Consider the following 26,369-nt stretch of genomic DNA (forward strand, 5'->3'; position numbering starts at 1 on the left):
AGGCTCGCATGCCGTGCTCAGGCCTTGAACATCAAGGGCTTGAGGCACTGGCTACCAGTACGGGCAGAAAATCGATTCGCTGTGGCGATGGTAGAGCAGATATGGAACAGCAATCCAGCGCCCTCAAGGTGATGGTGATCGATGATTCGAAGACGATTCGCCGCACGGCCGAAACGTTGCTGAAGAATGTGGGTTGTGAAGTCATTACCGCGGTCGACGGTTTCGAGGCGCTGGCCAAGATCGCCGACCACCACCCGGACATCATCTTCGTCGACATCATGATGCCGCGGCTCGATGGCTATCAGACCTGCGCGCTGATCAAGAACAACAGCGCGTTCAAGTCCACGCCGGTGATTATGCTGTCCTCTAAGGACGGCCTGTTCGACAAGGCCAAGGGTCGCATCGTCGGCTCTGACCAGTTTTTGACCAAGCCTTTCAGCAAGGAAGAGCTGCTGAGCGCGATCAAGGCCCATGTGCCGGGGTTCGCCGCAGTAGAACAAGCACATTGAGGTCCGGCCAGCGGGCCGCACGCCTATTCGTATGGGGAAGACCATGGCTCGTATTCTGATCGTCGATGACTCGCCGACTGAAATGTACAAACTGACCGGCATGCTGGAAAAGCACGGCCATGAAGTCCTGAAGGCCGAAAACGGCGCCGACGGCGTGGCCCTGGCGCGCCAGGAAAAGCCCGACGCGGTCTTGATGGACATCGTCATGCCCGGCCTCAATGGCTTCCAGGCCACCCGTCAGTTGACCAAGGACGCGGAAACCAGCCATATCCCGGTGATCATCATCACCACCAAGGATCAGGAAACCGACAAGGTCTGGGGCACTCGCCAGGGCGCCAAGGATTACCTGACCAAGCCGGTCGACGAAGACACCCTGATCAAGACCCTGAACAGCGTCCTGGCCGGCTGACCGCCCGCGCCATGGCCGAGTCGCAAACCGCCTTCGAACTGCTGCTCGAGATCGACCAGCGCTGCCGCCTGCTGGCGGCCGATTTGCCCTCCCAGGAAACCCGCCAGCACGGCTGGAGCGGTATCGGCTTTCGCATCGGCGAGCATTGGTATGTGGCGCCGATGGGGGAAGTCAGCGAAGTCCTGCACGAGCCCCGTTACACCCTGCTGCCCGGGGTCAAGCCCTGGGTCAAGGGCGTGGCCAACCTGCGCGGACGGCTACTGCCGATCATGGACCTGTGCGGCTTCTTCGGTCATGAGCTGTCGGCGCTGCGCAAGCAGCGGCGGGTGCTGGTGGTCGAGCACAAGGAAGTGTTCGCCGGCTTGATGGTGGACGAAGTGGCCGGGATGCAGCATTTCGAGCAGAGCAGCCTGAAGATGGCTGCCAGCGGTAGCGAACAGGGCTCCATCACGCCGTACCTGCGCGGGTATTTCCCCTGCGAGCAGGTCTGGTGGGTATTCAGTCCCTTCGCCCTGGCGCAGTCGCCGGGGTTCCTGGATGTGGCGCTGTAGGCGCGAGACCTGCTCGCGATGAATAGTGCGCGATGAACCTGCAGAACCGCGCCGTCCATTGCGCGGGCAACAGAACAACCGGAATTCAGGTGTGCAGATGCTAAAAGCCAACCCAGGCAAGCCAATGGAAGGATCGCGCAGCCGCTCGCAGATCATCGTGCTGTTCATCGCCCTGATCGTGTTCATCATGCTGCTGTTCGCCAACTTCGCTTACCTCAACACCCAGGCCACTTACGACAAGCAGTACATCGGCCACGCCGGCGAGCTGCGGGTGCTGTCCCAGCGCATCGCCAAGAACGCCACGGAAGCTGCGGCGGGCAAGGCCGCGGCCTTCAAGCTGCTGGGCGATGCGCGCAACGATTTCGCCCAGCGCTGGGGCTACCTGAAAAAAGGCGACCCGGCCACCGGGCTGCCCGCCGCGCCGGTGGCGGTGCGTAAGGAAATGCATGCGGTGCAGCAGGACTGGGACAAGCTGCTGCACAACGCCGACGCGATCCTCGCCAGCGAACAGACCGTGCTGTCTTTGCATCAAGTGGCCGCGACCCTGGCGGAAACCGTGCCGCAGTTGCAGGTCGAGTATGAAAAGGTCGTGGAAATCCTCCTGCAGCGTGGCGCTCCGGCCGCCCAGGTGGCCATGGCGCAGCGCCAGTCGCTGCTCGCCGAGCGCATTCTCGGCGCGGTAAATACCGTGCTGGCCGGCGACGAGAACGCGGTGCAGGCCGCCGATGCCTTTGGCCGTGACGCGGCGCGCTTCGGCCAGGTGCTGAGCGGCATGCTCCAGGGCAACCCGACCCTGAAGATCAGCCAGGTCGAGGACCGCGATGCGCGGGCGCGCCTGACCGAGATCAGCGAGCTGTTCCAGTTCGTCTCCGGCTCGGTGGACGAAATTCTTGAAACCTCTCCCGAGCTGTTCCAGGTCCGCGAATCGGCGAGCAATATCTTCAGCCTGTCGCAGACCCTGCTCGATGAAGCCTCGCACCTGGCCATCGGCTTCGAGAACCTGGCCGGTGGTCGTTCGCTGGACACCATCGGCGGTTATGTCCTGGGCCTGGCGGCGCTGGCCTCGATCATCCTGATCGGCCTGGTGATGGTGCGGGAAACCAATCGCCAGTTGCACGAGACCGCGGAGAAGAACGAGCGCAACCAGAACGCGATCATGCGCCTGCTGGACGAGATCGAGGACCTGGCCGACGGCGACCTCACCGTGACCGCCTCGGTCACCGAGGACTTCACCGGCACCATCGCCGACTCGATCAACTATTCCGTGGATCAGTTGCGCGACCTGGTGGCGACCATCAACCTCACCGCCGGCCAGGTCGCCGGCGCGGTGCAGGAAACCCAGGCCACCGCCATGCAACTGGCCGAAGCCTCGGAGCATCAGGCCCAGCAGATTTCCGAAGCCTCCACCGCGATCAACGAAATGGCCCAGTCCATCGACCAGGTGTCGGCCAACGCCGCCGAGTCCTCGGCGGTGGCCGAGCGTTCGGTGGAGATCGCCAACAAGGGCAACGAGGTGGTGCACAACACCATCCACGGCATGGACAACATTCGCGAGCAGATCCAGGACACCGCCAAGCGCATCAAGCGCCTGGGCGAGTCTTCCCAGGAAATTGGCGACATTGTCAGCCTGATCGATGACATTGCCGACCAGACCAATATCCTCGCGCTCAACGCGGCGATCCAGGCTTCCATGGCCGGGGATGCCGGGCGCGGCTTCGCGGTGGTGGCCGATGAGGTGCAGCGCCTGGCGGAACGTTCTTCGGCGGCGACCCGACAGATCGAGACCCTGGTGCGGGCGATCCAGACCGACACCAACGAGGCGGTGATCTCCATGGAGCAGACCACCTCGGAAGTGGTGCGTGGCGCCCGGCTGGCGCAGGATGCCGGGGTGGCCCTGGAAGAAATCGAAGGCGTCTCCAAGACCCTGGCGGCGCTGATCCAGAGCATCTCCAACGCCGCCCAGCAGCAGACTTCGTCGGCCGGACAGATATCCTTGACCATGAACGTGATCCAGCAGATTACTTCACAGACTTCGTCCGGCTCGACCGCGACGGCCGAAAGCATCGGCAACCTGGCGAAAATGGCCAGCCAGCTGCGGCGCTCGGTGTCCGGTTTCACCTTGCCGGCCAGTCGCGAGCAGACGCCGCGGGAAAACCGCTGAGGCCGGAGCACGACTTTGATGGGAATGGTAATGGGTGATCGGCACGACTATGTGGCCCTGGAATGGGTCAAGGGCGAAATTGCCGAAACGCTGAAGCAGGCCCACCAGGCGCTCGATCACCTGGTCGACGAGCCGCAGGCGGTGGAAGCCCTCGACCAGTGCCTGGACTGCATCCACCAGGTCCACGGCAGCCTGCAGATGGTCGAGTTCTATGGCGCGGCGCTGCTCGCCGAAGAAATGGAAGCCCTGACCCTGGCCCTGCGCGAATACCGCGTGGCCCAGCGCGACGAGGCGATCTACCTGCTGCGCCAAGCCATCAGCCAGTTGCCGCAGTACCTCGACCGGGTGCAAAGCGCGCGCCGCGACCTGCCGCTGGTGGTCTTGCCGCTGCTCAACGACCTGCGCAGCGCCCGGGGCGAAGGCCTGCTGAGCGAAACCAGCCTGTTCAGCCCGCAACTGCCGGACCTGCCGGCGCTGGACGAGGCGACGCTGAACCGCCTGGCGCCCCCCGACCTGACCATCCTGCTGCGCAAGTTGCGGCACATGCTGCAAACCGCGCTGGTCGACCTGCTGCGCGAACAGGATGTGAAAAACAGCCTGGGCTACATGGCCAAGGTCTTCGAGCGCCTCCAGGTGTTGTGCCAGAACGCCCCGCTGGGGCCCTTGTGGCAGATCGCCCTGGCCCTGGTGGAAGGCATGGGCAGCGGGGCGATCGCCAACAGCCCGGCGGTGCGCAGCCTGCTCAAGGATGCCGACCGCGAGCTCAAGCGCCTCTATGAACAGGGCATCGCCGGAATCAACCAGCCAGCCCCCGAAGAATTGCTCAAAAGCCTGTTGTTTTACATCGCCAAGGCCCGCTATCCCACCGCGCAGATGCAGACCATGAAAGACGCTTACGGACTCGATGACGCTTTGCCCGACAATGCGCTGGTCGACCAGGAACGGGCCCGCATGGCCGGCCCCGACCGCGACGCCATGCGCTCGGTGCTGTCGGCCCTGTGCGAGGAACTGGTGCGGGTCAAGGAGCGCCTGGACCTGTTCGTGCGCAGCGACCGCCAGCACGCGTCGGACCTGGACAGCCTGCTGGCGCCTCTGCGGCAGATCGCCGACACCCTGGCGGTGCTGGGTTTCGGCCAGCCGCGCAAGGTCATCATCGACCAGCTGGCGGTGGTGCTGAGCCTGGCCCAGGGCCAGCGCGAACCGAATGACGCGGTGCTGATGGATGTGGCCGGGGCGCTGCTTTATGTGGAGGCGACCCTGGCCGGCATGGTCGGCCCGGCCGAACCCGAGAGCCGCGAAGAGAGCCGCCTGCCGACCACCGACCTGACCCAGATCCACCAACTGGTGATCAAGGAGGCGCGGATCTGCCTGCAGCAGGCCAAGGACCTGATCGTCGACTACATCGACGCCGGTTGGGACCGCGAGCACTTGCAGGCGCTGCCGGAGCTGCTGACCCAGGTGCGTGGCGCTTTGGCGATGATCCCCCTGAGCCGGGCTGCGGGCCTGCTGGAAGCCTGCATCGGCTTCGTGCGTGAACACCTGCTGCTGGACCCGCGCCAGCCCGGCTGGCAGCAGCTGGACAATCTGGCCGACGTGATCACCAGCATCGAGTATTACCTGGAGCGCCTGAGCGACGATCACCAGGCGCCGGGGGAAAAGATTCTCGACGTGGCCGAGCAGGGCCTGGCGGCGCTGGGCTATGTGCCACAAAAGCAGGCACCGGACGAGTGGGTAGCGAGCGAACAGGTGCCGCTGCTCAGCGATGTGCTCAGCCCCAACGAAGCCCTGGTGATGCAGGACCTGCAGGAGCTGGACAACCCGGAAGTGGTGCAGTCCCTGGCCGATGTGCTGGCCAGCCCGGTCTCGGCGCTCAACCCGCCGGCGCTGGACACACCGGGTAGCCTGTTGCCGCCGCCGGGCGATGAAGCGCCGGTGGACGACGAGCTGCGTGAAGTCTTCCTCGAAGAGGCCGACGAAGTACTCGACGTGCTGCGCGAGTACCTGCCGCGCTGGGCCGCCGACCCTCACGGCAAGGCGGCGCTGGGCGAAATCCGCCGGGCCTTCCATACCCTCAAGGGCAGCGGGCGGATGGTCCGCGCGCTGGTGCTGGGCGAACTGGCCTGGGCCGTGGAAAACCTGCTCAACCGTGTCCTGGAACACAGCGTGGAGCCAGGGCCGCAGGTGCGGCAATTGCTCGAAGAGGTGTTGCAGCTGCTGCCGGAGCTGGTCGCCGAGTTCGCGGCCCAGGCCCAGCGCCAGCGCGACGATGTCGATCGCCTGGCTGCCCGGGCGCACGCCCTGGCCAAGGGCGAAACGGCGTCGGTAGACGAGCCGGAGGACGGGCTCGATCCGCAGTTGCTGGAGATCTTCCGCAACGAGGCCGAAACCCATCTGGAGAGCATCAAGCGCTTTCTCGAGCAAGCTGCCGAGCACTTGCCCTTGCAGGCCAGCGACGAATTGCAGCGCGCCTTGCACACCCTCAAGGGCAGCGCCTACATGGCCGGCGTGCTGCCGATCGCCGAGCTGGCGGCGCCGCTGGACCTGCTGGCCCGGGAATACCGCGCGCACCTGATGGCCCTGGACCTGGACGAAGTCGAGCTGCTGCTGGAAGCCGAAGGCCTGTTTCGCCGTGGCCTGCAACAGCTGGGCAGCGACCCGCTGGCACCCATCGAAGGCGCCGCCGACCTGATCGAACGGGTCAGGGCGCTGACCGCCGAGCGCCTGGAAACCCTGCTCAACGCGCCCAATACCGGGCTGCGGGTCAAGCGCGATGCGCAATTGATCAGCAGCTTCCTGGCCCAGGGCATGGACATCCTGCTGGATGCCGAAAACCTGCTGCGCCGCTGGCAGCAGCACCCGGGCGAGCGCCAGGAACTCAGTGCGCTGCTGGACGAACTGACCACCCTCGGCGAAGGCGCGCACCTGGCGGACCTGCAGCCGATGGACGAGCTGTGCGAGGCGCTGCTGGACCTGTACGGCGCCGTGGAAGAAAGCAGCCTGGCGGTCGGCGAGCGGTTTTTCCATGAGGCGGAAAACGCCCACGAAGCCCTGATCAACATGCTCGACGAACTGGCCGCCGGCCAGGAAATCAGCCCGCAACCGGCCATGGTCCGGGCCTTGCGCGAATTGCTCGAGGAAAGCCTCGACCCGTCGGCCATGGGCCTGATCCGCAGCGATGGCAGCCGCACCCTGAGCATCACCGATCTGGCCAGCGCCACCGCCAAGATGGAGCAGGAAGCGCCGATCGAGGTGGAGGGACCGGACGATGAAATCGTGGCGATCTTCCTCGAAGAGGCGGTGGATATTCTCGAAAGCGCCGGCCAGGCCTTGCAGCGCTGGCTGGCCGACCCGGACAACGGCGCGCCGCTGTCTTCCCTGCAACGCGACCTGCATACCCTCAAGGGCGGCGCGCGCATGGCCGAAGTCGGCCCGGTGGGCGACCTGGCCCAGGAACTGGAAAACCTCTACGAAGGCCTGGTGGATCGCCGTTACCAGCATGGCGAGGCCCTGGTCGACCTGCTGCAACGCAGCCATGAGCAACTGGCGCTGCTGTTGCAGCAGTTGCAGGCGCAGCAAGCGCTGAGCGATCCGAAGGCGTTGATCGAGGCAATCCGCGGTTTTCGCCAGCGCAGCGGGGTCACCACTGAAATGCCCGAGGCGGCGGTGGCCGACGATTCTGCGGCCCACGATCCGGAGCTGCTGGAGATCTTCCTCGAAGAAGGCTTCGACATTCTCGACAGTTCGGGCGCGGCGCTGACGCGCTGGCAGGCCGAGCCGACGAGCCGTCAGGAAGTGGAAACCCTGCTGCGCGACCTGCACACCCTCAAGGGCGGCGCGCGCATGGTGGAGATCGCACCGATCGGCGACCTGGCCCATGAACTGGAATTTCTCTACGAAGGCCTGTCCGCGGGCCTGTTGCAAGCGACCCCGGCGTTGTTCGGCCTGTTGCAGAAAAGCCAGGACCGGCTGGCGCAGATGCTCGACGCCGCCCGTGCCGAACAACCGATCAAACCGGCCGACAGCCTGATCGAGGCGATTCGCGGCTTCACCCATCCGACCCAGGCCGAAGCGCCGCCTCTGCTGCTGCCCGACCTTAGCCCACCGAGCAAACCCGAGCCGCCAGTGGTACCGGCGGAAGCCGTGGTGGCCGGGGATATGGTCAAGGTCTCGGCCGAGTTGCTCGATGATCTGGTCAACCTGGCCGGGGAAACCTCGATCTTCCGTGGGCGCATCGAGCAGCAGGTCAACGATGCGCGGGTGGCCCTGAGCGAAATGGAAACCACCATCGAGCGTATTCGCGACCAGTTGCGCCGCCTGGACACCGAAACCCAGGGGCGGATCCTCAGTCGCCAGCAGGTCGAGGCCGAGCGCCTGGGGTACGAGGAATTCGACCCGCTGGAGATGGACCGCCATTCGCAGTTGCAGCAACTGTCGCGGGCCTTGTTCGAGTCGGCGTCCGACCTGCTCGACCTCAAGGAAACCCTCGACCGGCGCAACCAGGACGCGGAAAACCTGTTGCAGCAGCAGGGGCGGGTCAATACCGAGCTGCAGGAAGGCCTGATGCGCACGCGCATGGTGCCGTTCGAGCGCCTGGTGCCGCGGCTCAAGCGCATCGTCCGCCAGGTGGCCGAGGAGCTGGGCAAGGACGTGTCATTCAGCGTCGGCAACGCCGAGGGTGAGATGGACCGTAACGTGCTGGAACGCATGGTCGCGCCCCTGGAACACATGCTGCGCAACGCCGTCGACCATGGCCTGGAGTCCGCCGAAGTGCGGCGCGCCGCGGGCAAGCCGGAGCAGGGGCGGATCACCCTGGACCTGTCCCACGAAGGCGGCGATATCGTCTTCGACATGCGCGACGACGGCGCCGGGGTGCCGCTGGAGGCGGTGCGGCGCAAGGCGATCAAGCGTGGCCTGCTCGCCCCCCATGTCGAGATCAGCGACCGCGATGTGCTGCAGTTCATCATGCAGCCGGGGTTTTCCACGGCGGAAAAAATCACCCAGATTTCCGGGCGCGGGGTGGGCATGGACGTGGTCCATGAAGAGGTGCGCCAGCTCGGCGGCTCGATGACCATCGACTCGATCCCGGGGCAGGGCGTGCATTTCCGCATTCGCCTGCCGTTCACCCTGTCGGTCAACCGGGCGCTGATGGTGCAGTGCCTGGAGGAGCAGTACGCGATCCCGCTGAACACCATCGAGGGCATCGTCCGGGTGCTGCCCAACGAACTGGAAGGCTACTACCAGCTCGACCCGCCCCATTACCAATACGCCGGCCAGCGTTATGAGCTGTGCTACCTCGGCGAGCTGCTGCACACCGTGGCTCGGCCGAAACTGCTGGGGCAGAGCCTGCCGCTGCCGGTGCTGCTGGTGCATTACAACGAACATCGGATCGCTGTGCAGGTGGATGCCATGGCCGGCAGCCGGGAGATCGTGGTCAAGAGCCTGGGGCCGCAGTTCGCGGCGGTGCAGGGGCTGTCCGGCGCGACCATCCTCGGCGATGGCCGGGTGGTGTTGATCCTCGATCTGCTGGCGCATATCCGCGCCCTGCAAACGCGTTTGCCGGTGCCACGCATGGCGGTCGGCGATGAAGTGAGCCCCGAGGTCGAACCGCTGCGGCCGAGGCTGGTGCTGGTGGTCGACGACTCGGTGACGGTGCGCAAGGTTACCAGCCGCCTGTTGGAACGCCACGGCATGAACGTGTTGACTGCCAAGGACGGGGTCGACGCCATGGCGCTGCTGCAGGAGCACACCCCGGACCTGATGCTGCTGGACATCGAAATGCCACGCATGGACGGCTTCGAGGTGGCGATGCAGGTGCGCGCCGACCCGCGCCTGCAACAGCTGCCGATCATCATGATCACCTCGCGAACCGGCCAGAAACACCGCGACCGGGCCATGGCCATCGGCGTCAACGACTACCTCGGCAAGCCTTACCAGGAGTCGGTGCTGCTGGAGAGCATCGCCCAGTGGAGCAGACCCCATGCATGACTACCGCGCCAGCTTCCTCACCGGACTGCTGCTGCCCCTGGCCGACCGCACCCTGATCCTGCCCAACGTCGCGGTGGCCGAACTGATCGACTACCAGCGCGGCGAACCCGCCAGCGACGCGCCGCCCTGGTACCTGCGCTCCGTGGCCTGGCGCGACCGCCAACTGCCGCTGATCAGCTTCGAGGCTGCCTGCGGGCAGCCCCTCGCCATCGGCGAACGCGCCCGCATCGTGGTGCTCAACACCCTGGGCGGCCGTGAGCGCCTGAAGTTCATCGCCCTGGTGATCCAGGGCATCCCGCGCTCCTGCCGGCTCGACAGCCAGCTGAGCTACGTCGACGTGCCGCTGTGCCGGCTGGAAAAGGCTGCGGTGCAGGTGGGGGAGCAGGTGGCGAAGATTCCGGATCTGTTGGGGTTGGAGGAGATGCTGGTGAAGGCGGGGTTGTCTTAGGCCCTGTCGAGCGGCTTGATCGTTCCCGGAAAGGGACCTATCGGTCCCTATTTGGGACTGATGGGGCGCCACTGATCTGTAGGAGCGAGGCTTGCCCGCGATGGCGTCCGTGCTGGCGCTGCATTTTTTGGACGGTGTACATATCCGTTTCTGCGGTCACGGCTACTTAGGGTTCCGCCCTTACGGCCATCCCTTTCAAGGTCTTTTCGTTTTGGCAGCCTTGATGACCCTGTCTGTTGAAACGTGGGCATGTACCGCCGTCCCTTGAACCCATGTCCTGGGCTTGGGTACCTTGGGGCCTCGTTGGCTTTTGGCGACTTGCTTGGGTTGAATGTTCTTGGCTAATTCCAACAAGCGCTGGGCCAGTTTTTCCATTGAGACGATCGGTAGATATTCGACGGGCAGAGCGATCTGCATGCCCTCATATCCAGCTCTGACCTGGATCGCCAAGTGATAGATCGAAGCCTCCCAGCCCTCAGGCTGAGTCTCTCGATGAGCGTGTTCGACGCTGCGCTTGAGCAAGGCCAGTACGTTGTACGCCAGCACGGCAGTGGTGAATCCAAGCAAGGCAGCTCGTGGACTGCCGAGAGATTCAATTTCACTTTCCAGAATGGCTTCCAGTCGCTGGAACATCCCTTCAATACTCCAACGACGGCGATAGAAGTCCGCGATCTGCGGTGCGCTGATGCTCTCGGGCAGGTTGCTCCAGAACATCAAACTGCGGTCACCTGAGTCGTTTGGTGAATGGAGCGTCAACTCGATGCGTCGCCACTGATGCCCCCCTCTTACCTCAATGCTTTGTTCACGCACCGTACCTGTTGCAACAGGCAAAGATGCTTGCCACTCGCCCTCTTGAATCAGGCGCGGGTGCTTGGCCTGCTGGCGAATGACAAATGACGTTTTCACTTGTTCACAGGCCTCCATTACAGGAAGCGTGCAGTAGAGCCGATCAGCGATCCAAACCTGGTTCGTCTTGGCATCGGCCAGTAGCGGCAACACGCAGACTCGCTCGCTTGCGTAGGCGTCTTCGCAGGGTTGCAGGTCAATGACCTGATCCAGGTCGGGATCGTAGACCACGACCGAGAATCCGGGACGAGCCGCTCCGCGCTCGTGCCGTAGTGCTCCAAGGCGCTTTTCGGTGGACGCCAGGTGGCTGCCGTCTACCACCCGAACCTGCCAATCGGGCAGCATGGCTGAGCCCCCCAACTCCTTGATCGTCGGAGTCAGGCGCTGCGCGCAACCTGTGACCAAGGCGCGCAACAGAGCCGGTTCGGTACGGCTGACCTTGTCGTAAAGGGCCGCCAGGCTAACCGGAAGATCCTCCAGCTGCTTGGCCGCGGCATGTAATGACGGCTTCAAGCCCAATGAAACAAGGGACATGAGCTTAACGATGGTTGAGAACAGCAATTCGCGGGAGTACTGCCGTTGCCGGTGTTCTTCGAAAACCTGATCGACCCACTCCGGCGCAATGGCTTGCTCCAAGGCAAGTTTGGCCATCACGCTGGCAGGTGCTTTTTTCTCGAATCGCGCTAGTACATCGGCCCACATCGTTCGGGTCTTCCTGACTGAATTTCAGCGGATTTTACCCAAGACCTTGAAAGGGATGGCCCTTACGGCGGGTCACTTTTGGCAAACGCCCCAAAAGTAACCAAAAGGTCTTGCCCCTGCGTACGGCCTTCGCTGCGCTCAGGTTCCCTCGCTCCGGTGTCCATCAGGGGGCATCGACTCCGGTCGGCTTCGCTTCGACCTCCATACGATGTCCTCGACTGCGTCGAGGGGCGCTGCGCGCCATCCCCCTGATGAACACCTCCGCTCGGCCTCCCGATGGGGCGGGTGGATCAAGATCAAAAACCAAAGCCAAAGCCAAACGCGACCTGCCGGTCGACGCGAAACCCTGTAGCCGCTGCCGAGCCTGCGAGGCTGCGATCGACTGCGCAGCAGGCGCAGGGTTTTGAGACCGCTGGAGGACCTTCGGTCCTATCGCAGCCTCGCCATGGCTCGGCAGCGGCTACACGGGGGCTGGGGTATTAACAGAGATTTCAGTCGTAGAGAGTGGCAACAGTTTCCCGATTGCTGGGAGGCATATCAGGCTCCATAGTCCGGGCTGTCACCGACGCATCGGTGGCCGATCTTAGCCGGTCGAATTTGTTCACGGACCTATAGACGTCTCCAAAGACGGGGCTGTCTTTTCTCACTTACGGTCGTGCACAGACAAGTATGGAACTGCTGTTTAACCTGTTTCTCGACCGGCCAAGGAGCTAGACCCATGACTGAGTTCATCCCGCTACACAGCAATCTCACCACCACTCCAGTGCTCTACCTCAACCCCAACGCCCCGGCATCCGACCTGCACGGTTGTGCCGTCCAGCGCCTCAAGACCACCCGCGACCTGATGCACAGCCTCAACTGCCTGAGCCTCAAAGGCGTTCACGACCAGGACCTGCATCACATCGTCAATGCGGCCCATCTGCTGTTGCAGGATGGCTGCGATGCGTTGGATGCATTGCAGTGGCGGCTCGAAGGTTAAGCGCAAGGTTGTTTATGGGGCGTGGGTGGGAAGGCCTGCGCCCCTGATCATTACCCTCACCGTAACGATCCACCGCTCTGCTTGATTGATGCCTTGCATCCTCCGTTCCTAAGGTAGCTGCCACGACAGCGAACCCGTGGAGTGAGCATGACAACAACAATATCCCCCGACTCGCGCTGGACGCGGCGGCGCGCTGAAAAGCAGCGGCGTCTCGAGCAGGTGCGGGGTCTCGCCGATGGCGCGGTGTTGCCCACCGACAAGATAGTCGCGGCGCTGGAGGCGTTGATCCTGCCCGGCGACCGTGTGGTGCTGGAGGGCAACAACCAGAAGCAGGCGGACTTCCTGTCCCGCTCCCTGGCCAAGGCCGACCCGGGCCGCTTGCATGATCTGCACATGATCATGCCCAGCGTCGGCCGCTCGGAGCACCTGGACCTGTTCGAACGCGGCATCGCCCGCAAACTCGACTTCTCTTTCGCCGGCACCCAGAGCCTGCGCATCAGCCAGTTGCTGGAAGATGGCCTGCTGGAAATCGGCGCTATCCACACCTACATCGAGCTCTATGCGCGGCTGGTGGTGGACCTGATCCCCAACGTGGTGCTTTCGGCCGGCTTTATGGCCGACCGCGCGGGCAATATCTACACCGGGCCAAGCACCGAGGACACCCCGGCGCTGATCGAACCGGCGGCGTTCAGCGATGGCATCGTCATCGTCCAGGTCAACCAGTTGGTGGACGACGTCAGCGAGCTGCCGCGGGTGGATATCCCGGCGTCCTGGGTCGATTTCGTGGTGGTGGCCGACAAGCCGTTCTACATCGAGCCACTGTTCACCCGCGACCCGCGCCATATCAAGCCGGTGCACGTGCTGATGGCGATGATGGCGATCCGCGGCATCTATGAAAAACACAAGGTCCAGTCGCTGAACCACGGCATCGGTTTCAACACCGCGGCCATCGAGCTGATCCTGCCGACCTACGGCGAATCCCTGGGCCTGAAAGGCAAGATCTGCCGCAACTGGACCCTCAACCCCCATCCGACCCTGATCCCGGCCATCGAAAGCGGCTGGGTGGAAAGTGTGCATTGCTTCGGTACCGAACTGGGCATGGAAAACTACATCGCCGCGCGGCCGGATGTGTTCTTCACCGGGCGCGACGGCTCGTTGCGCTCCAACCGGTTGTTCTGCCAGCTGGCCGGGCAATACGCGGTGGACCTGTTTATCGGCGCCACCCTGCAGGTCGATGGCGATGGCCATTCCTCCACCGTGACCCGCGGCCGACTGGCCGGTTTCGGCGGTGCGCCGAACATGGGCCACGACCCGCGCGGCCGGCGCCACGGCACCCCGGCCTGGCTGGATATGCGCCAGGATCAGAGCGACGCGCCGGCGGCCATGCTCGAACGTGGCAAGAAGCTGGTGGTGCAGATGGTCGAGACCTTCCAGGAAGGCGGCAAACCCACCTTTGTCGAAACCCTCGACGCCGTGGAAGTGGCACGCAAGAGCGGCATGCCCCTGGCGCCGATCATGATCTACGGCGACGACGTCACCCACCTGCTGACCGAGGAGGGCATCGCCTACCTGTACAAGGCGCGTTCCCTGGAAGAGCGCCAGGCGATGATCGCGGCGGTGGCCGGGGTGACCGCCATCGGCCTGCGCCACAACCCGAAAGACACCGCGCGCATGCGCCGCGAAGGCCTGATCGCCCTGCCCGAAGACCTCGGCATCCGCCGCACCGACGCCAGCCGCGAGCTGCTGGCGGCAAAAAGCGTCGCCGATCTGGTGGAGTGGTCGGGTGGCCTGTACAACCCGCCCGCCAAGTTCAGGAGCTGGTAAATGCACGCCTTCAACCTGCAAAGCAAACCCCTGAGCCTGGCCGAGCGCCTGGCGGACCTGGCGGTGGACGTGCTGATCGACGAGGCTGACCTGTCGCCGAAACCAGCCCTGGTCGACCGTCGTGGTAACGGCGCCCACAGCGACCTGCACCTGGGCTTGATGCATGCCTCGGCGCTGTCGCTGTGGCCAGCCTTCAAGGAAATGGCCGAAGCCGCCAGCGAGTTCGGCATGGTCGGCCTGCCCCTGCGCGAGGCCCTGGGCTGCATTGGCCGTGAAGGCGAAGCGGCGATGCTCGCTACCACCAACGGGGTGAACACCCATCGTGGCGCGATCTGGGCCCTGGGCCTGTTGGTGGCCGCCGCCGCGCTGGAACCTCAAGCCAACACGGCAGGCGCCCTGTGCCTGCGGGCCGCGCGCCTGGCGCTGCTGGACGATCGTTACGCGCCGCGGCCCCTCAGCCACGGCGCGCAAGTGGCGCTGCGCTATGGCGTGCGTGGCGCTCGGGAAGAAGCCCAGTTGGGCTTTCCGGCTGTGCTGCAACGGGGCCTGCCGCAACTCGAACGCAGCCGGGCCCAGGGGCATGGCGAACAGAACGCCCGGCTCGATGCGCTGCTGGCGATCATGACCGGCCTGGCCGACACCTGCGTGCTCTATCGCGCTGGCGAGGCGGGCCTGCAGGCGATGCAACAGGGCGCCCAGGCGGTGCTCGATTCCGGTGGCAGTGCCAGCCTGGCCGGGCGTCGCCGCCTGCATGAGCTGGACCAGTGCCTGCTGGCCTTGAATGCCTCGCCCGGTGGCGCCGCGGACTTGCTCGCGGCCTGCCTGCTGATCGACCGGATCGCCTCCGGCGCCGCCTTTATCCAGGGAGCAGTGTGATGGAAACCTTGTCTTTCGAATTTCCCGCCGGGCAACCCGCCCGGGGCCGGGCGCTGGTGGGCTGTGTCGGCTCCGGCGACCTGGAAGTGCTGCTCGAACCCGGGCAACCCGGCAAGCTGAGCATTCAGGTGCAGACCTCGGTCAACGGTAGCGCGTCGCGCTGGCAGCATCTGTTCGAGCGCATGTTCGACGGCCAGACACCGCCGGCCCTGAGCATCGATATCCATGATTTTGGCGCCACCCCCGGCGTGGTGCGTTTGCGCCTGGAGCAGGGTTTCGAGGAGATCGGCCATGACTGACAGCGCCCGTTTGCTCAACAAACACAGCTTCGTCGAACTCGGCGCCCGGCAGCGGGCCAAGGCCTTGCTGGACGCTGGCAGCTTTCGCGAATTGCTCGATCCGTTCCAGCGCGTCATGTCGCCGTGGCTGGCCCGCCAGGGTGTGGTGCCCCAGGCCGATGACGGCGTGGTGATCGCCAAGGGCCGCATCGACGGCCTGCCGGTGGTGATCGCCGCCATCGAAGGCGCGTTCCAGGGCGGCAGCCTCGGCGAGGTCGGTGGGGCGAAGATTGCCGGCGCCCTGGAACTGGCGGCCGAAGACAACCGCAAGGGCGTGCCTACCCGCGCCGTGCTGTTGCTGGAAACCGGCGGCGTACGCCTGCAGGAAGCCAACCTCGGGCTGGCGGCGATCGCCGACATTCACGCGGCCATCGTCGACCTGCGCCAGTACCAGCCGGTGATAGGCATTGTGGCCGGCAGCGTCGGCTGTTTTGGCGGCATGTCGATTGCCGCCGGGCTGTGCAGTTACCTGCTGGTGACCCAGGAGGCGCGGCTGGGCCTCAACGGCCCGCAGGTGATCGAGCAGGAAGCCGGCCTCGAGGAATACGACTCCCGCGACCGGCCCTTTATCTGGAGCCTGACCGGCGGCGAGCAGCGTTTCGCCAGCGGCCTGGCGGACCGTTATGTGGCCGACGACGTGGCGCAGATCCGCCAACAGGTCGGCGAACTGCTGGCCCAGGGGTTGCCCGACGAGCAGCGCAGCCGCCAGGCCGAGCTGTACCTGCAACGCCTGGCCCGGCTGGACAGCCATCCACAGATCGATCCGACGACGGTTCGCCAGCTGTACCGAGGAGACCACTGATGAGTGCTTATTCCCTGCGGGGCCTGCATTGGTTCACGGCCCTGAGCGCGGGCGCTGTCCCGGTCGCGGGTTTGCCCGCCTCGTTGAAAGTGGCGGATGCCACCCTGGAGCAGCAGCCGGTGCGCTTTATCGCCGTGGTCGCCGACCCGGCCAACCCTTTTGTGCGCGCCCGCAACGGTGAGGTCGGCCTGCTGGAGGGTTGGGGCCTGGCCAAGGCGGTGGACGAGGCGATCGAGGCCGACCGCGAGCAGAGCGTCAAGCGTGGGCTGATCGCCATAGTCGATGTGCCGAGCCAGGCCTATGGGCGTCGCGAAGAAGCCCTGGGCATTCATCAGGCCCTGGCCGCGGCCGCCGACAGTTATGCCCGGGCCCGGCTGGCCGGGCATCCGGTGATCGGCCTGCTGGTGGGCAAGGCCATGTCCGGGGCCTTCCTGGCCCACGGTTACCAGGCCAACCGCCTGATCGCCCTGCGCGATCCGGGGGTGATGGTGCACGCCATGGGCAAGGTGTCGGCGGCGCGGGTCACCCTGCGCAGTGTCGAGGAACTGGAGGCCCTGGCGGCCAGCGTGCCGCCCATGGCCTATGACATCGACAACTATGCCAGCCTCGGCCTGCTCTGGGAGACGCTCTCGGTCAGCCAGATCGAACAGCCGACCACCGACGATCTGGCCCAGGTGCGGCAATGCCTGAGCCAGGCGATTGCCGATGCGCGCACCCATGGCCGCGATCTGTCGGGCCGCCTGGGGGCCAGCAATCGCGGCGCTTCCAGCCGGGTCCGCCAGCTGTTGCGCGAGCAGTGGTGAGCGCCATGACCAGCGCCTTGCTGCCCCATGACCTGCTGTGGGGCCTGCCCCCGCAACAGTTGCCCGCCGATGCCCCGGCCTGGGCGGTGACGGCCATGGCTGCCGGGCAACCGGTGGTGGTGCGTCGAGCGGTGGCCGCGGCCGGGCAGGTGGCGGTGGGCGTGCGTGGGCGGCTGCGCGAGCAGCGCTACGGGACGCTGATGGCGGTGGCGGCCATCGAGCGCCGGGTGCGGCCGGAAGAGCTGCGTTATGTCGAGTCGGAGCGGGCCTGGCCAGCGCTCCAGGCACTGGCCCGGTTGCGTGAACCTTTGGATGCCCTTGGCCTCGCCTGGGGTGTCAGCGGCAGCGCCGGTTTTGAACTGGCCAGCGGCGTGCCGGCGCTGCATCGGCAGAGCGACCTGGACCTGATCCTGCGCACTGCGCAGCCCATGGACCGGGCCCAGGCCCGCGCGTTGTTGGCTCTGCTCGACGCCGCCGTTTGCCCGGTGGACCTGCAATTGCAGACGCCCAACGGCGCCGTGGCTCTGCGCGAGTGGGCCGGGACTTCGGCGCGGGTGCTGCTGAAAAGCGCCAGTGGCGCGCGTCTGGTCAGCGATCCGTGGCAGGCCCTGGAGCCGGTGGCGTGAGCAGCCTACTGGTGTTTCCAGGCCAGGGCGCGCAGCAGCCGGGAATGTTGCATCGCCTGCCGCCCAGCGCCCTGGCGGACGCCTGCCTGCGACAGGCCAGCGAAGTCCTGGGCGAGGATGCCCTGGCCCTGGATTCGCCCCAGGCCCTGGCGAGTACCCGGGCGGTGCAGCTGTGCCTGCTGATCGCCGGCGTGGCCAATGCCCGGGTGCTGCTGGAAAATGGACCGGGCGCGGATTACGTGGCGGGCCTGTCGATTGGCGCCTATCCCGCCGCGGTGGTGGCCGGGGCCCTGGATTTTGGCGATGCGCTGCGTCTGGTCAGCCTGCGCGGCGAGCTGATGCAGCAGGCCTATCCACAGGGTTATGGCATGACCGCGATCATCGGCCTGGAGCTGGCGACGGTGGAGGCCTTGCTGGCCCGGGTGCACAGCCCGGACAACCCGGTGTACCTGGCCAATATCAATGCCGATAGCCAGGTGGTGATCGCCGGCAGCGATGCCGCCATGGCCCAGGTCGCCGAGCTGGCCCGGAGTTGCGGTGTCGGGGTGGCCAAGCGCCTGGCGGTCAGCGTGCCGTCCCATTGCCCGCTGCTGGAGCAGCCGGCCCAGGTCCTGGCCGTGGCCTTCTCCAGGGTGACGCTGCAGCCGCCGCGCCTGGGTTACCTGAGCGGCAGCTGCGCGCGGCCGCTGCGCACGCCAGAGCAGTTGCGCGACGACCTGGCCTTCAACATGTGCCGGGTGGTGGATTGGCGCGGCACCGTGCAAAGCGCCTACGAGCGCGGCGTGCGGCTACAGATCGAACTGCCGCCCGGCGCGGTGTTGACCGCTCTGGCGCGCCGGGTGTTCGAGCAAGGCACCGTGATTGCCTGCGACGGTGCCCGACTCGACACCCTGCAAGCGCTGTTGCGTGAGGAGGGAAACCGCCAACCCTAGACACCGACTCAAGCTGGCGAAGCACAAGAACAACAACTTCGACGATGCACTTTGAGGACTACAACAATGATTATTTACGGTGTGGCGCTGCTGGCGATCTGTACGCTGGCAGGGGTGATTATCGGTGACATGCTCGGCGTCCTGCTGGGGGTGAAATCCAACGTCGGCGGTGTGGGCATCGCCATGATCCTGCTGATCTGCGCGCGGCTGTGGATGCACAGGCACGGTGGCATGACCAAGGACTGCGAGATGGGCGTCGGCTTCTGGGGCGCCATGTACATCCCGGTGGTGGTGGCCATGGCCGCGCAACAGAACGTGGTGACCGCCCTGCACGGCGGCCCGGTGGCGGTACTGGCGGCCATCGGTTCGGTGCTGCTCTGTGGTGGCACCATCGCCCTGATCAGCCGCACCAACAAAGGCGAACCGTTGCCGGACGAACCGGACAGTGTCGCCCCTGGCGCCGCTGCGGCAGGGGGACGCTGATATGTGGGATCTGATCGAGAAAGGCCTGGAACACAACGGCCTGGTCACCGCCTTCGCCTTCGTCGGCGTGATCATGTGGGTCTCGGTGCTGCTGTCCAAGCGCCTGACGTTCGGCCGGGTACACGGTTCGGCCATCGCCATCGTCATCGGCCTTGTGCTGGCCTGGGTCGGCGGCACCATCACCGGTGGGCAAAAGGGCCTGGCGGACCTGGCGCTGTTTTCCGGCATCGGCCTGATGGGCGGCGCCATGCTGCGGGACTTCGCGATTGTCGCCACGGCCTTCGAAGTGCAGGCCACCGAGGCGCGCAAGGCCGGGATGATCGGCGCCATCGCGCTGTTTCTCGGCACGGTGCTGCCGTTCATTGTCGGCGCGAGCATCGCCTGGGCCTTCGGCTATCGCGATGCGGTGAGCATGACCACCATCGGCGCCGGCGCGGTGACCTACATTGTCGGCCCGGTGACCGGGGCGGCGATCGGCGCCAGTTCCGATGTGGTGGCGCTGTCCATCGCCACGGGGCTGATCAAGGCGATCCTGGTGATGGTCGGCACGCCCATGGCGGCGCGCTGGATGGGCCTGGACAACCCGCGTTCGGCGATGGTCTTCGGTGGCCTGGCCGGCACCGTCAGCGGGGTGACCGCGGGCCTGGCGGCGACCGACCGGCGCCTGGTGCCCTACGGCGCGCTGACCGCGACCTTCCATACCGGGCTGGGTTGCCTGCTCGGGCCTTCGTTGCTGTTCTTCATCGTGCGCGGGTTGGTGGGGTAGGGCGGCTGGCCTCATCGCGAGCAAGCTCGCTCCTACAGGTACGGTGTGATCCCCTGTAGGAGCGAGCTTGCTCGCGATAGCGTTCTTGTAAACACCGTGCGTTATGTGTCCTGCCGGTTGGCATACATCCGGCACTCCGCCAGCAGCGCCAGCAGGTTCGGGTCGCGCTCCTTGGCCTTGAGGAATACCACGCCGATATGCTGTTGCAGCCGGTAGCGCGCCTGCAGCGGAATCAGTTTCACGCGGTTTTCGTACACCGCGGCAATCCTTCCCGGCAGCAGGGCATAGCCCACCCCCGAGCTGACCATGCTCAGCAGGGTGAAGATGTCGTTGACCTGCATCGCCACCTTCGGCTCGAACCCCGCCTGCTTGAACACCCGCACGCCGTCCTGATGGGTGGCAAAGCCCTGGGTCAGGGTGATGAAGGTCGCGTCGCGCACATCGCTGAGGTCGACTTCCGCCTGCTGGGCGAACGGCGAATCGGCCGGCGTGGCGAGGAAGATGTCGTCGGAAAACAGCGGGATCTGCTCGCAGTCCGGGTCACTGACGCTGTCGTCCAGCGATACCAGGATCGCGTCGACTTCCATGTTCTTCAGCTTGTACAACAGGTCGATGTTGGAACCGAGGATCAGGTCGATATTCAGCTCGCTGCGGCGCAGTTTCAGGCCCATGATCAGCTGCGGCACGGTCTTCACCGTCAATGAATACAGGGAGCCGAGCTTGAAGCGCTCCGCCGAGAACCCGGCGGCTTCGCGGGTCAGGCGCACGCTTTCGAGCACGTCCTGGATCAGCTTCTGTGCCCGTTCTTCGAGGACGAAGGCGCTCTCCAGCGGCGTCAGGTTGCGCCCTTCATGCTTGAACAGCGGGCAGCGCAGGGCGCTTTCCAGGGAGTGAATGGCCCGGTGCACGCTGACATTGCTGGTCTGCAACTCGGCGGCGGCACGCGCCAGGTTGCCGGTGCGCATGAACGCCAGAAACACTTCGAGCTTTTTCAGGGTCAACTCTTCATCGATCAGCATGATGGGCGCTCTTATTCGAATGCTCCGATTGTGCCTGCCGGGTCATGACTTGGCTGGAGGTTTTTTCGTCCATAGCTTTATTCGCAAACATTGCGCTTTCAGGCTATAGGCCTGAGCCTTGCGCAGATTTTCCGCCTTGGGAGGTGAGTGACACATGTATCACGGGGAAAGACTCAACGCCTGGACGCATCTGGTGGGAGCGATTGCGGCACTGGTCGGGGGGATCTGGCTGCTGGTGCTGGCCAGCCTCGACGGCAGCCCGTGGAAAATCGTCAGCGTGGCGATCTACGGCTTCACCTTGCTGGTGCTGTACAGCGCCTCGACGGTGTACCACAGCGTGCGCGGGCGGGCGAAAAGCATCATGCAGAAGGTCGATCACTTCTCGATCTACCTGCTGATCGCCGGCAGCTATACGCCGTTCTGCCTGGTGACCCTGCGCGGGCCCTGGGGCTGGACGCTGTTCGGGATCGTCTGGGGGCTGGCGCTGATCGGCATCCTGCAGGAGATCAAGCCGCGCTCCGAGGCGCGCATCCTGTCCATCGTGATCTACGCGGTGATGGGCTGGATCGTGCTGGTGGCGGTCAAGCCGCTGCTGGCGGCCCTGGGCCCCGCCGGCTTCGCCTGGCTGGCCTCGGGCGGGGTGCTCTACACCGTCGGCATCATCTTCTTCGCCCTCGACAGCCGTTTGCGCCACGCCCACGGGATCTGGCACCTGTTCGTGATCGCCGGCAGTTTGCTGCACTTTGTGGCGATCTTTTTCTACGTGTTGTGACGGGCGACCGCGTTATCGTTCATCGCGAGCAAGCTCGCTCCTACAGGTACGAGGTGCTTCTGTAGGAGCAGCCGGTCGACGCTCGATTGCTCGCGACAAGGCCCGGTAGGGCCGCCTCAATCCCCGGTCATCAACCGATCCAGCTGCTCCTGCGCCCGGCCGCCGAAGATCTCCAGCAGGCTGCTCAAGGTGTGGGGCAGGGCCTCCGCCGCGCGGGTCACGGCATACAGGGTGATCGGCAGCGCCGGGGTCAGCGGGCGAATCGCGGTGCTGGCGGGGGAGGCGCCTAGGGCGGTGAAGGGGTCGATCACCGCCAGCCCGGCCCCGGATTCGACCATGGCCCGGGCCAGGGAGTAGGTCTGCACGGCAATGCTGACCCGGGGCGCCGGCTCCACGGCTTTCAGGTAACCGTCGAGTTTCGCCGCCAGCGGGTCGGCGCTGGACAGGCCGATCAAGGGCGCCCCCGCCAATTCCATCAACGGCAGCGGCGTGCCCCTGGCCGCCTGGGGCCAGTAATCCAGCGGCGCCAGCGCCACCAGCACCCCACTGGCCAGGGCCTGTGCGGTCAGCCCCGGATGATCCGGGCGCTGCAGGGTCAGGGCTACATCGATCTCGCGCATCAGCAGGTTCTGTACCAGCTCGCGGCTGTGGGCGCTGGACAGCTCGCAGACGATGTCCGGGTAGCGCCGGGTCCACTGGTTGATGGCCGGCGGCAGCAAGGACAGGGCCAGCGCCGGCGTGGCGCCGATCCGCAGGCTGTGGCCCGGCTCGCGGCGCAGGCTCTGGGCCAGGCGTCGCACCCCTTGCAGGCTTTCGCTGACCTTGTCGACTTCGCGCTCCAGCTCCAGGGCTTCCGGGGTGGCCTGCAACTTGCCCTTGACCCGCAGGAACAGCGGGAACCCCAACTGCTGCTCGGCGTGCTGCAAGACCTTGGTCACCGCCGGCTGGGAGACGTGCAGCAGTTGCGCCGCGCCGCTGATCGAGCCGGTCTGGCGGATGGCCTGGAAAATCTCGATATGGCGCAGTCGCATGATGATTCCATAACCTTTGTTTATGGGTGGTCCATCTTTATTCATTGTCCCGGGCCTGTCACCTGGTCCTAACCTGAAGCCCGCTCAACAAGGTTTAAGGACTGACATGGCACAGCGGGTTTGCATCATCGGCGGCGGGGTCATCGGCCTGGCCAGCGCCTACGCCCTGGTTCGCGAGGGGTTCGACGTCAGCCTGGTGGAGGCGCGCGAATCCTTCGCCAGCCAGACCAGCTTCGCCAATGGCGGCCAGCTGTCGTACCGCTACGTGGCGCCGCTGGCCGATGCCGGCGTGCCCTGGCAGGCGCTGGGCTGGATGCTGCGGGGCGATTCGCCGCTGAAGCTGCGCCCGCGCCTGGACCCGGCGCAGTGGCGCTGGATGGCCGGGTTCCTGGCGGCCTGCCGTGGTTCGGTCAACCGGCGCAACGGCGCTCACCTGCTGCGCCTGGCGCTGTTGAGCCAGGCCACCTTGCAGCGCTGGCGCGAGGAGGATCGGCTCGAGGGTTTTCACTGGCGGCGTAACGGCAAGCTGGTGACCTTTCGCGAAACCGCCAGTTTCGAGCATGCCCGCCACGGCCTGGTCGATCCGCGCCAGCAGCAGGTGCTGTCCGCTGGCGAATGCGCACAACTGGAGCCGACCCTCGGCGGCGCGCCCTTTGTCGGCGGCATCTTCACTCCGGACGAAGAGGTGGCCGACTGTCACGCCTTCTGCCAGCAACTGGTGGCGCGGCTGCAGGCTTCCGGTCGCTGCCAGCTGCTGACGGGGCGCCAGGTCACCGGTATTCGTCAGGCGGGCGGCCAGGTGCAGGCCATCGAGCTGGGCGCCGAGGTGCTGGCGGTGGATCAACTGATACTCGCCGCCGGCCATCGCAGTGGCGAGCTGGCGCTGCCCGGGCTGAAGCTGCCGCTGTATCCACTCAAGGGCTACAGCCTCAGCGTGCCGATCGGCGCGGGGCACCGGGCGCCGGAGATCAGCATCACCGACTACAACCGCAAGATCGTCTACGCACGGATCGGCCAGCAGCTGCGGGTGGCGGCGATGGTCGATATCGTCGGTTTCGACCCGTCCCTGGACCCCAAGCGCCTGGCCCTGATGCAGCGCCAGGCCCGGGAAACCTTCGCCAATGCCGGCGACTACGATGCCGCCATCGAGTGGGCCGGCATGCGCCCGGCGACCCCCAGCGGCGTACCGCTGATTGGCGCCACCGGTTACCGCAACCTGTGGCTCAACCTCGGCCACGGCGCCCTGGGGTTCACCCTGGCCTGTGGCAGCGGGCGGCTGTTGGCCGAGCTGATCGGCCAGCGCCGTCCTTCCATCGACATGCAGGGCCTCGCGCCCCATGCCGCCTGATTTCTTCCGCGTACAAGGAGTTGTCCCATGACCATCCAGCGTCTCCACAGCAATGACCGCCTCAGCGCTGTCGTGAGCTTTGCCGATCTGCTGTTCCTGTCCGGCCAGGTGCCGGGCCCGGCCACCGATGCCGCCGGCCAGACCCGCGAAGTGCTGGCGAAGATCGACGCCCTGCTGGCCGAGGCCGGCAGCGACAAGGATCATCTGCTCAGTGCGACCCTCTACCTGAAAGACATCCAGCAGGACTTTGCCGCGGTGAACGAGGTCTGGTCGGCCTGGCTGTCCCCGGGCCAGGCGCCGAGCCGCACCACCGTGCAGGCCGCGCTGGCGCGTCCGGAAATCCTGGTGGAAATCACTGTCATCGCGGTTCGCCGCTAACGCCTTCACCCACAACGGAGAATAACAATGCAAAAAATCACGTTGCTCGGCTGCACCCTGGGCTTGTTGCTCGGCTCCCCGCTGTACGCCAGCGAGGCGCCGCTGACCGGCACCCTGGGCAAGATCGCCAATGCCGGCAGTATTACCCTGGGTTATCGCGATGCGTCGGTGCCGTTTTCCTACGTGGGTGACAACAGCGGCAAACCCATGGGCTACTCGGTGGACCTGGCGAGCAAGGTCGTCGAGCGCATCCGCGACAAGCTGGCGCTGCCGCAACTGGCGGTGAAGTACAACCTGGTGACGTCGCAGACGCGCATTCCGCTGGTGCAGAACGGCACCGTGGACCTGGAATGCGGCTCCACCGGAGTGACCGCCGAACGGCAGAAGCAGGTGGCGTTTTCCTACGGCTTCATCTACGTCAAAGGCCAGTTGCTGACCGCCAGGGACAGCGGGATCAAGCGTTTCGCCGACCTGCGCGGCAAGAACGTGGTGACCACCGCCGGCACCACCAACGAGCGCTTCCTCAAGAGCTACAACGTCGAGCACAAGATCGACATGTTCGTGATCAGCGCCAAGGACCACGGCGAAGCCTTCCAGATGCTGCAATCGGGTCGCGCCGCGGCGTTCTACATGGACGACGCACTGCTCTACGGCGAACGGGCCAAGGCCCGCGATCCGCACAACTGGGTGGTGGTCGGTGAGGAGCAGTCGCGGGAAATCTACAGCTGCATGGTGCGCAAGGACGATCCGCAGTTCCTGGAACTGGTGAACAGCACCCTGGCGGACCTGTATCGCTCAGGGGAGATCAACGGAATCTACCAGCGCTGGTTCGAACAACCGATTCCACCCAAGGGCCTGAACCTGGAATTTCCGATGACCAGCGAGTTGAAGGCCATCATCGCCAAGCCAGTGAGCGATCCGGTGGAGTGATCGGCCCCTCCGTAGGAGCGAGCTTGCTCGCGATTGGATCGTCCGGACGTGGAAATTACGTTGGCTGAGTCCGTTTTTCGCGAGCAAGCTCGCTCCTACAGAAGGGGTTAGAAGTCGCCCCAGAGTTGCTGCGCCACGGCCAGCGCTACCACCGGCGCGGTTTCGGTGCGCAGCACCCGCGGCCCAAGGCGCGCCGGCAGGAAGCCCGCATCCTGGGCCTGGTCCACTTCGGTGTCGGACAAACCGCCTTCCGGGCCGATCAGGAATGCCAGGGTCGCAGGCTTGGCGTGGCTCACCAGCGGCTCGGCCACCGGGTGCAGCACCAGCTTGAGATCGGCCTGGGTCTGCTTGATCCAGTCGGCCAGCAGCACTGGCGGATGAATCACCGGCACCCGCGAGCGCCCGCATTGTTCGCAGGCGCTGACGGCCACCTGGCGCCAGTGGGCCAGGCGCTTGTCGGCGCGTTCGTCCTTGAGCCGCACTTCGCAGCGCTCGCTGAAGATCGGGGTGATTTCATTCACCCCCAGCTCGGTGGCCTTCTGAATCGCCCAATCCATGCGCTCGCCCCGGGACAGGCCCTGGCCGAGGTGGATCTGCAGCGGCGACTCGACCTGCCCGGCGAAGCTTTCATCGAGCCGGACCACCACGCGTTTCTTGCCGACTTCCAGCAGGGTGCCGCGAAATTCGTTGCCCGAACCGTCGAACAGCTGCAGCGCATCGCCCTCGGCCATGCGCAGCACGCGCCCGATGTAGTGGGCCTGGGCTTCCGGCAGTTCGTGCTCGCCGAGGCTCAGGGGGGCGTCGATAAAGAAGCGGGACAGTCTCATGGTGGTTCTCTGGGGAAAATTCTG

At 65.5% G+C, this 26,369-nt stretch carries 24 protein-coding genes; 20 read left to right on the forward strand and 4 right to left on the reverse strand.

Going from position 1 to position 26,369, the window contains the following annotated elements:
- Positions 1-101: 101 nt before the first annotated feature.
- From pilG to NRG23_RS21385, 6 genes are all read left to right on the forward strand, one after another.
- Entirely contained in the window at positions 102-509 is a 408-nt protein-coding gene (gene pilG / locus NRG23_RS21360; protein WP_016704855.1) for a twitching motility response regulator PilG, read from the forward strand.
- Positions 510-552: 43 nt separating this feature from the next.
- Positions 553-918, forward strand: a complete 366-nt coding sequence (gene pilH, locus NRG23_RS21365) for a twitching motility response regulator PilH (protein ID WP_007929961.1) — start codon at positions 553-555, stop codon at positions 916-918.
- 11 nt (positions 919-929) lie between these two features.
- Positions 930-1,469, forward strand: a complete 540-nt coding sequence (locus NRG23_RS21370) for a chemotaxis protein CheW (RefSeq protein WP_124314458.1) — start codon at positions 930-932, stop codon at positions 1,467-1,469.
- A 97-nt stretch (positions 1,470-1,566) separates the two neighbouring features.
- Positions 1,567-3,630 carry a methyl-accepting chemotaxis protein gene (locus NRG23_RS21375; RefSeq protein ID WP_009051306.1) on the forward strand — a complete coding sequence of 688 codons (2,064 nt, stop codon included), beginning with the start codon at positions 1,567-1,569 and terminating at the stop codon, positions 3,628-3,630.
- 30 nt (positions 3,631-3,660) lie between these two features.
- Positions 3,661-9,615, forward strand: a complete 5,955-nt coding sequence (locus NRG23_RS21380) for an Hpt domain-containing protein (protein WP_257372030.1) — start codon at positions 3,661-3,663, stop codon at positions 9,613-9,615.
- Positions 9,608-10,063 carry a chemotaxis protein CheW gene (locus NRG23_RS21385; protein ID WP_009046013.1) on the forward strand — a complete coding sequence of 152 codons (456 nt, stop codon included), beginning with the start codon at positions 9,608-9,610 and terminating at the stop codon, positions 10,061-10,063. Before NRG23_RS21380 ends, NRG23_RS21385 begins: the two co-directional genes overlap by 8 nt.
- Before the next feature lie 195 nt (positions 10,064-10,258).
- On the opposite strand, the gene NRG23_RS21390 is transcribed toward NRG23_RS21385, so the two are convergent.
- The gene (locus tag NRG23_RS21390; RefSeq protein WP_080577987.1) at positions 10,259-11,560 is read right to left on the reverse strand and encodes an IS4 family transposase; all 1,302 of its coding nucleotides are present in this window, start codon (positions 11,558-11,560) and stop codon (positions 10,259-10,261) included.
- 769 nt (positions 11,561-12,329) lie between these two features.
- On the opposite strand from NRG23_RS21390, the gene NRG23_RS21395 reads away from it, so the two are divergent.
- From NRG23_RS21395 to madM, 10 genes are all read left to right on the forward strand, one after another.
- The gene (locus NRG23_RS21395) at positions 12,330-12,590 is read left to right on the forward strand and encodes a hypothetical protein (protein ID WP_103331450.1); all 261 of its coding nucleotides are present in this window, start codon (positions 12,330-12,332) and stop codon (positions 12,588-12,590) included.
- Between the two features lie 147 nt (positions 12,591-12,737).
- Positions 12,738-14,414 carry a malonate decarboxylase subunit alpha gene (gene mdcA / locus NRG23_RS21400; RefSeq protein WP_257372031.1) on the forward strand — a complete coding sequence of 559 codons (1,677 nt, stop codon included), beginning with the start codon at positions 12,738-12,740 and terminating at the stop codon, positions 14,412-14,414.
- On the forward strand, positions 14,415-15,290 hold the full coding sequence (locus tag NRG23_RS21405) for a triphosphoribosyl-dephospho-CoA synthase (RefSeq protein WP_101283824.1): 876 nt from the start codon (positions 14,415-14,417) through the stop codon (positions 15,288-15,290).
- Entirely contained in the window at positions 15,290-15,589 is a 300-nt protein-coding gene (locus NRG23_RS21410; protein ID WP_007932573.1) for a malonate decarboxylase subunit delta, read from the forward strand. The genes NRG23_RS21405 and NRG23_RS21410 overlap by 1 nt, the downstream gene beginning before the upstream one ends.
- On the forward strand, positions 15,582-16,430 hold the full coding sequence (locus NRG23_RS21415; RefSeq protein ID WP_257372032.1) for a biotin-independent malonate decarboxylase subunit beta: 849 nt from the start codon (positions 15,582-15,584) through the stop codon (positions 16,428-16,430). The genes NRG23_RS21410 and NRG23_RS21415 overlap by 8 nt, the downstream gene beginning before the upstream one ends.
- Complete coding sequence (gene mdcE, locus NRG23_RS21420; protein WP_373922232.1) at positions 16,430-17,233, forward strand: biotin-independent malonate decarboxylase subunit gamma; 804 nt, start codon at positions 16,430-16,432, stop codon at positions 17,231-17,233. Before NRG23_RS21415 ends, mdcE begins: the two co-directional genes overlap by 1 nt.
- 5 nt (positions 17,234-17,238) lie before the next feature.
- Entirely contained in the window at positions 17,239-17,859 is a 621-nt protein-coding gene (locus NRG23_RS21425) for a malonate decarboxylase holo-ACP synthase (protein WP_257372033.1), read from the forward strand.
- The gene (gene mdcH / locus NRG23_RS21430; RefSeq protein WP_257372034.1) at positions 17,856-18,791 is read left to right on the forward strand and encodes a malonate decarboxylase subunit epsilon; all 936 of its coding nucleotides are present in this window, start codon (positions 17,856-17,858) and stop codon (positions 18,789-18,791) included. Before NRG23_RS21425 ends, mdcH begins: the two co-directional genes overlap by 4 nt.
- Before the next feature lie 66 nt (positions 18,792-18,857).
- On the forward strand, positions 18,858-19,274 hold the full coding sequence (madL, locus tag NRG23_RS21435; RefSeq protein ID WP_028684174.1) for a malonate transporter subunit MadL: 417 nt from the start codon (positions 18,858-18,860) through the stop codon (positions 19,272-19,274).
- 1 nt (position 19,275) lies between these two features.
- The gene (gene madM / locus NRG23_RS21440; protein ID WP_009051296.1) at positions 19,276-20,040 is read left to right on the forward strand and encodes a malonate transporter subunit MadM; all 765 of its coding nucleotides are present in this window, start codon (positions 19,276-19,278) and stop codon (positions 20,038-20,040) included.
- A 101-nt stretch (positions 20,041-20,141) separates the two neighbouring features.
- On the opposite strand, the gene NRG23_RS21445 is transcribed toward madM, so the two are convergent.
- Positions 20,142-21,059, reverse strand: coding sequence for a LysR substrate-binding domain-containing protein (locus NRG23_RS21445; RefSeq protein ID WP_009051295.1), 918 nt, complete (start codon positions 21,057-21,059; stop codon positions 20,142-20,144).
- Between the two features lie 154 nt (positions 21,060-21,213).
- Between NRG23_RS21445 and NRG23_RS21450 the strand changes: the two genes are divergently transcribed.
- Positions 21,214-21,831 (forward strand): hemolysin III family protein, encoded by a 618-nt coding sequence (locus NRG23_RS21450; protein WP_009046003.1) that lies wholly within the window; start codon positions 21,214-21,216, stop codon positions 21,829-21,831.
- Positions 21,832-21,947: 116 nt separating this feature from the next.
- Here the strand turns inward: NRG23_RS21450 and NRG23_RS21455 are convergent, their stop codons facing one another.
- A complete protein-coding gene (locus NRG23_RS21455; RefSeq protein ID WP_009051293.1) occupies positions 21,948-22,862 on the reverse strand; it encodes a LysR family transcriptional regulator in 915 nt (304 codons plus the stop codon).
- A 106-nt stretch (positions 22,863-22,968) separates the two neighbouring features.
- On the opposite strand from NRG23_RS21455, the gene NRG23_RS21460 reads away from it, so the two are divergent.
- The 3 genes from NRG23_RS21460 to NRG23_RS21470 are packed head-to-tail and all read left to right on the forward strand — an operon-like array spanning position 22,969 to position 25,518.
- Positions 22,969-24,210, forward strand: a complete 1,242-nt coding sequence (locus NRG23_RS21460) for a D-amino acid dehydrogenase (protein ID WP_101283818.1) — start codon at positions 22,969-22,971, stop codon at positions 24,208-24,210.
- A gap of 27 nt (positions 24,211-24,237) precedes the next feature.
- Positions 24,238-24,588: a RidA family protein gene (locus NRG23_RS21465; RefSeq protein WP_009051291.1), complete on the forward strand. Its 351-nt coding sequence runs from the start codon at positions 24,238-24,240 to the stop codon at positions 24,586-24,588.
- A 27-nt stretch (positions 24,589-24,615) separates the two neighbouring features.
- Positions 24,616-25,518, forward strand: coding sequence for a transporter substrate-binding domain-containing protein (locus NRG23_RS21470; protein ID WP_009051290.1), 903 nt, complete (start codon positions 24,616-24,618; stop codon positions 25,516-25,518).
- Between the two features lie 107 nt (positions 25,519-25,625).
- On the opposite strand, the gene NRG23_RS21475 is transcribed toward NRG23_RS21470, so the two are convergent.
- Positions 25,626-26,345 carry a 16S rRNA (uracil(1498)-N(3))-methyltransferase gene (locus NRG23_RS21475; RefSeq protein WP_009051289.1) on the reverse strand — a complete coding sequence of 240 codons (720 nt, stop codon included), beginning with the start codon at positions 26,343-26,345 and terminating at the stop codon, positions 25,626-25,628.
- Between the last annotated feature and the right edge of the window lie 24 nt (positions 26,346-26,369).

The sequence above is a fragment of the Pseudomonas sp. T8 genome, from assembly GCF_024610635.1.
Classification (GTDB): Bacteria; Pseudomonadota; Gammaproteobacteria; order Pseudomonadales; family Pseudomonadaceae; genus Aquipseudomonas; species Aquipseudomonas chlororaphis_I.

Bases quoted from the DNA above. Each gene is read 5' to 3' on its own strand.
- pilG (WP_016704855.1), top strand. From the start codon at position 102: ATGGAACAGCAATCCAGCGCCCTCAAGGTGATGGTGATCGATGATTCG.
- pilH (WP_007929961.1), top strand. From the start codon at position 553: ATGGCTCGTATTCTGATCGTCGATGACTCGCCGACTGAAATGTACAAA.
- NRG23_RS21370 (WP_124314458.1), top strand. From the start codon at position 930: ATGGCCGAGTCGCAAACCGCCTTCGAACTGCTGCTCGAGATCGACCAG.
- NRG23_RS21375 (WP_009051306.1), top strand. From the start codon at position 1,567: ATGCTAAAAGCCAACCCAGGCAAGCCAATGGAAGGATCGCGCAGCCGC.
- NRG23_RS21380 (WP_257372030.1), top strand. From the start codon at position 3,661: ATGGGTGATCGGCACGACTATGTGGCCCTGGAATGGGTCAAGGGCGAA.
- NRG23_RS21385 (WP_009046013.1), top strand. From the start codon at position 9,608: ATGCATGACTACCGCGCCAGCTTCCTCACCGGACTGCTGCTGCCCCTG.
- NRG23_RS21390 (WP_080577987.1), bottom strand. From the start codon at position 11,560: ATGGCCAAACTTGCCTTGGAGCAAGCCATTGCGCCGGAGTGGGTCGAT.
- NRG23_RS21395 (WP_103331450.1), top strand. From the start codon at position 12,330: ATGACTGAGTTCATCCCGCTACACAGCAATCTCACCACCACTCCAGTG.
- mdcA (WP_257372031.1), top strand. From the start codon at position 12,738: ATGACAACAACAATATCCCCCGACTCGCGCTGGACGCGGCGGCGCGCT.
- NRG23_RS21405 (WP_101283824.1), top strand. From the start codon at position 14,415: ATGCACGCCTTCAACCTGCAAAGCAAACCCCTGAGCCTGGCCGAGCGC.
- NRG23_RS21410 (WP_007932573.1), top strand. From the start codon at position 15,290: ATGGAAACCTTGTCTTTCGAATTTCCCGCCGGGCAACCCGCCCGGGGC.
- NRG23_RS21415 (WP_257372032.1), top strand. From the start codon at position 15,582: ATGACTGACAGCGCCCGTTTGCTCAACAAACACAGCTTCGTCGAACTC.
- mdcE (WP_373922232.1), top strand. From the start codon at position 16,430: ATGAGTGCTTATTCCCTGCGGGGCCTGCATTGGTTCACGGCCCTGAGC.
- NRG23_RS21425 (WP_257372033.1), top strand. From the start codon at position 17,239: ATGACCAGCGCCTTGCTGCCCCATGACCTGCTGTGGGGCCTGCCCCCG.
- madL (WP_028684174.1), top strand. From the start codon at position 18,858: ATGATTATTTACGGTGTGGCGCTGCTGGCGATCTGTACGCTGGCAGGG.
- madM (WP_009051296.1), top strand. From the start codon at position 19,276: ATGTGGGATCTGATCGAGAAAGGCCTGGAACACAACGGCCTGGTCACC.
- NRG23_RS21445 (WP_009051295.1), bottom strand. From the start codon at position 21,059: ATGCTGATCGATGAAGAGTTGACCCTGAAAAAGCTCGAAGTGTTTCTG.
- NRG23_RS21450 (WP_009046003.1), top strand. From the start codon at position 21,214: ATGTATCACGGGGAAAGACTCAACGCCTGGACGCATCTGGTGGGAGCG.
- NRG23_RS21455 (WP_009051293.1), bottom strand. From the start codon at position 22,862: ATGCGACTGCGCCATATCGAGATTTTCCAGGCCATCCGCCAGACCGGC.
- NRG23_RS21460 (WP_101283818.1), top strand. From the start codon at position 22,969: ATGGCACAGCGGGTTTGCATCATCGGCGGCGGGGTCATCGGCCTGGCC.
- NRG23_RS21465 (WP_009051291.1), top strand. From the start codon at position 24,238: ATGACCATCCAGCGTCTCCACAGCAATGACCGCCTCAGCGCTGTCGTG.
- NRG23_RS21470 (WP_009051290.1), top strand. From the start codon at position 24,616: ATGCAAAAAATCACGTTGCTCGGCTGCACCCTGGGCTTGTTGCTCGGC.
- NRG23_RS21475 (WP_009051289.1), bottom strand. From the start codon at position 26,345: ATGAGACTGTCCCGCTTCTTTATCGACGCCCCCCTGAGCCTCGGCGAG.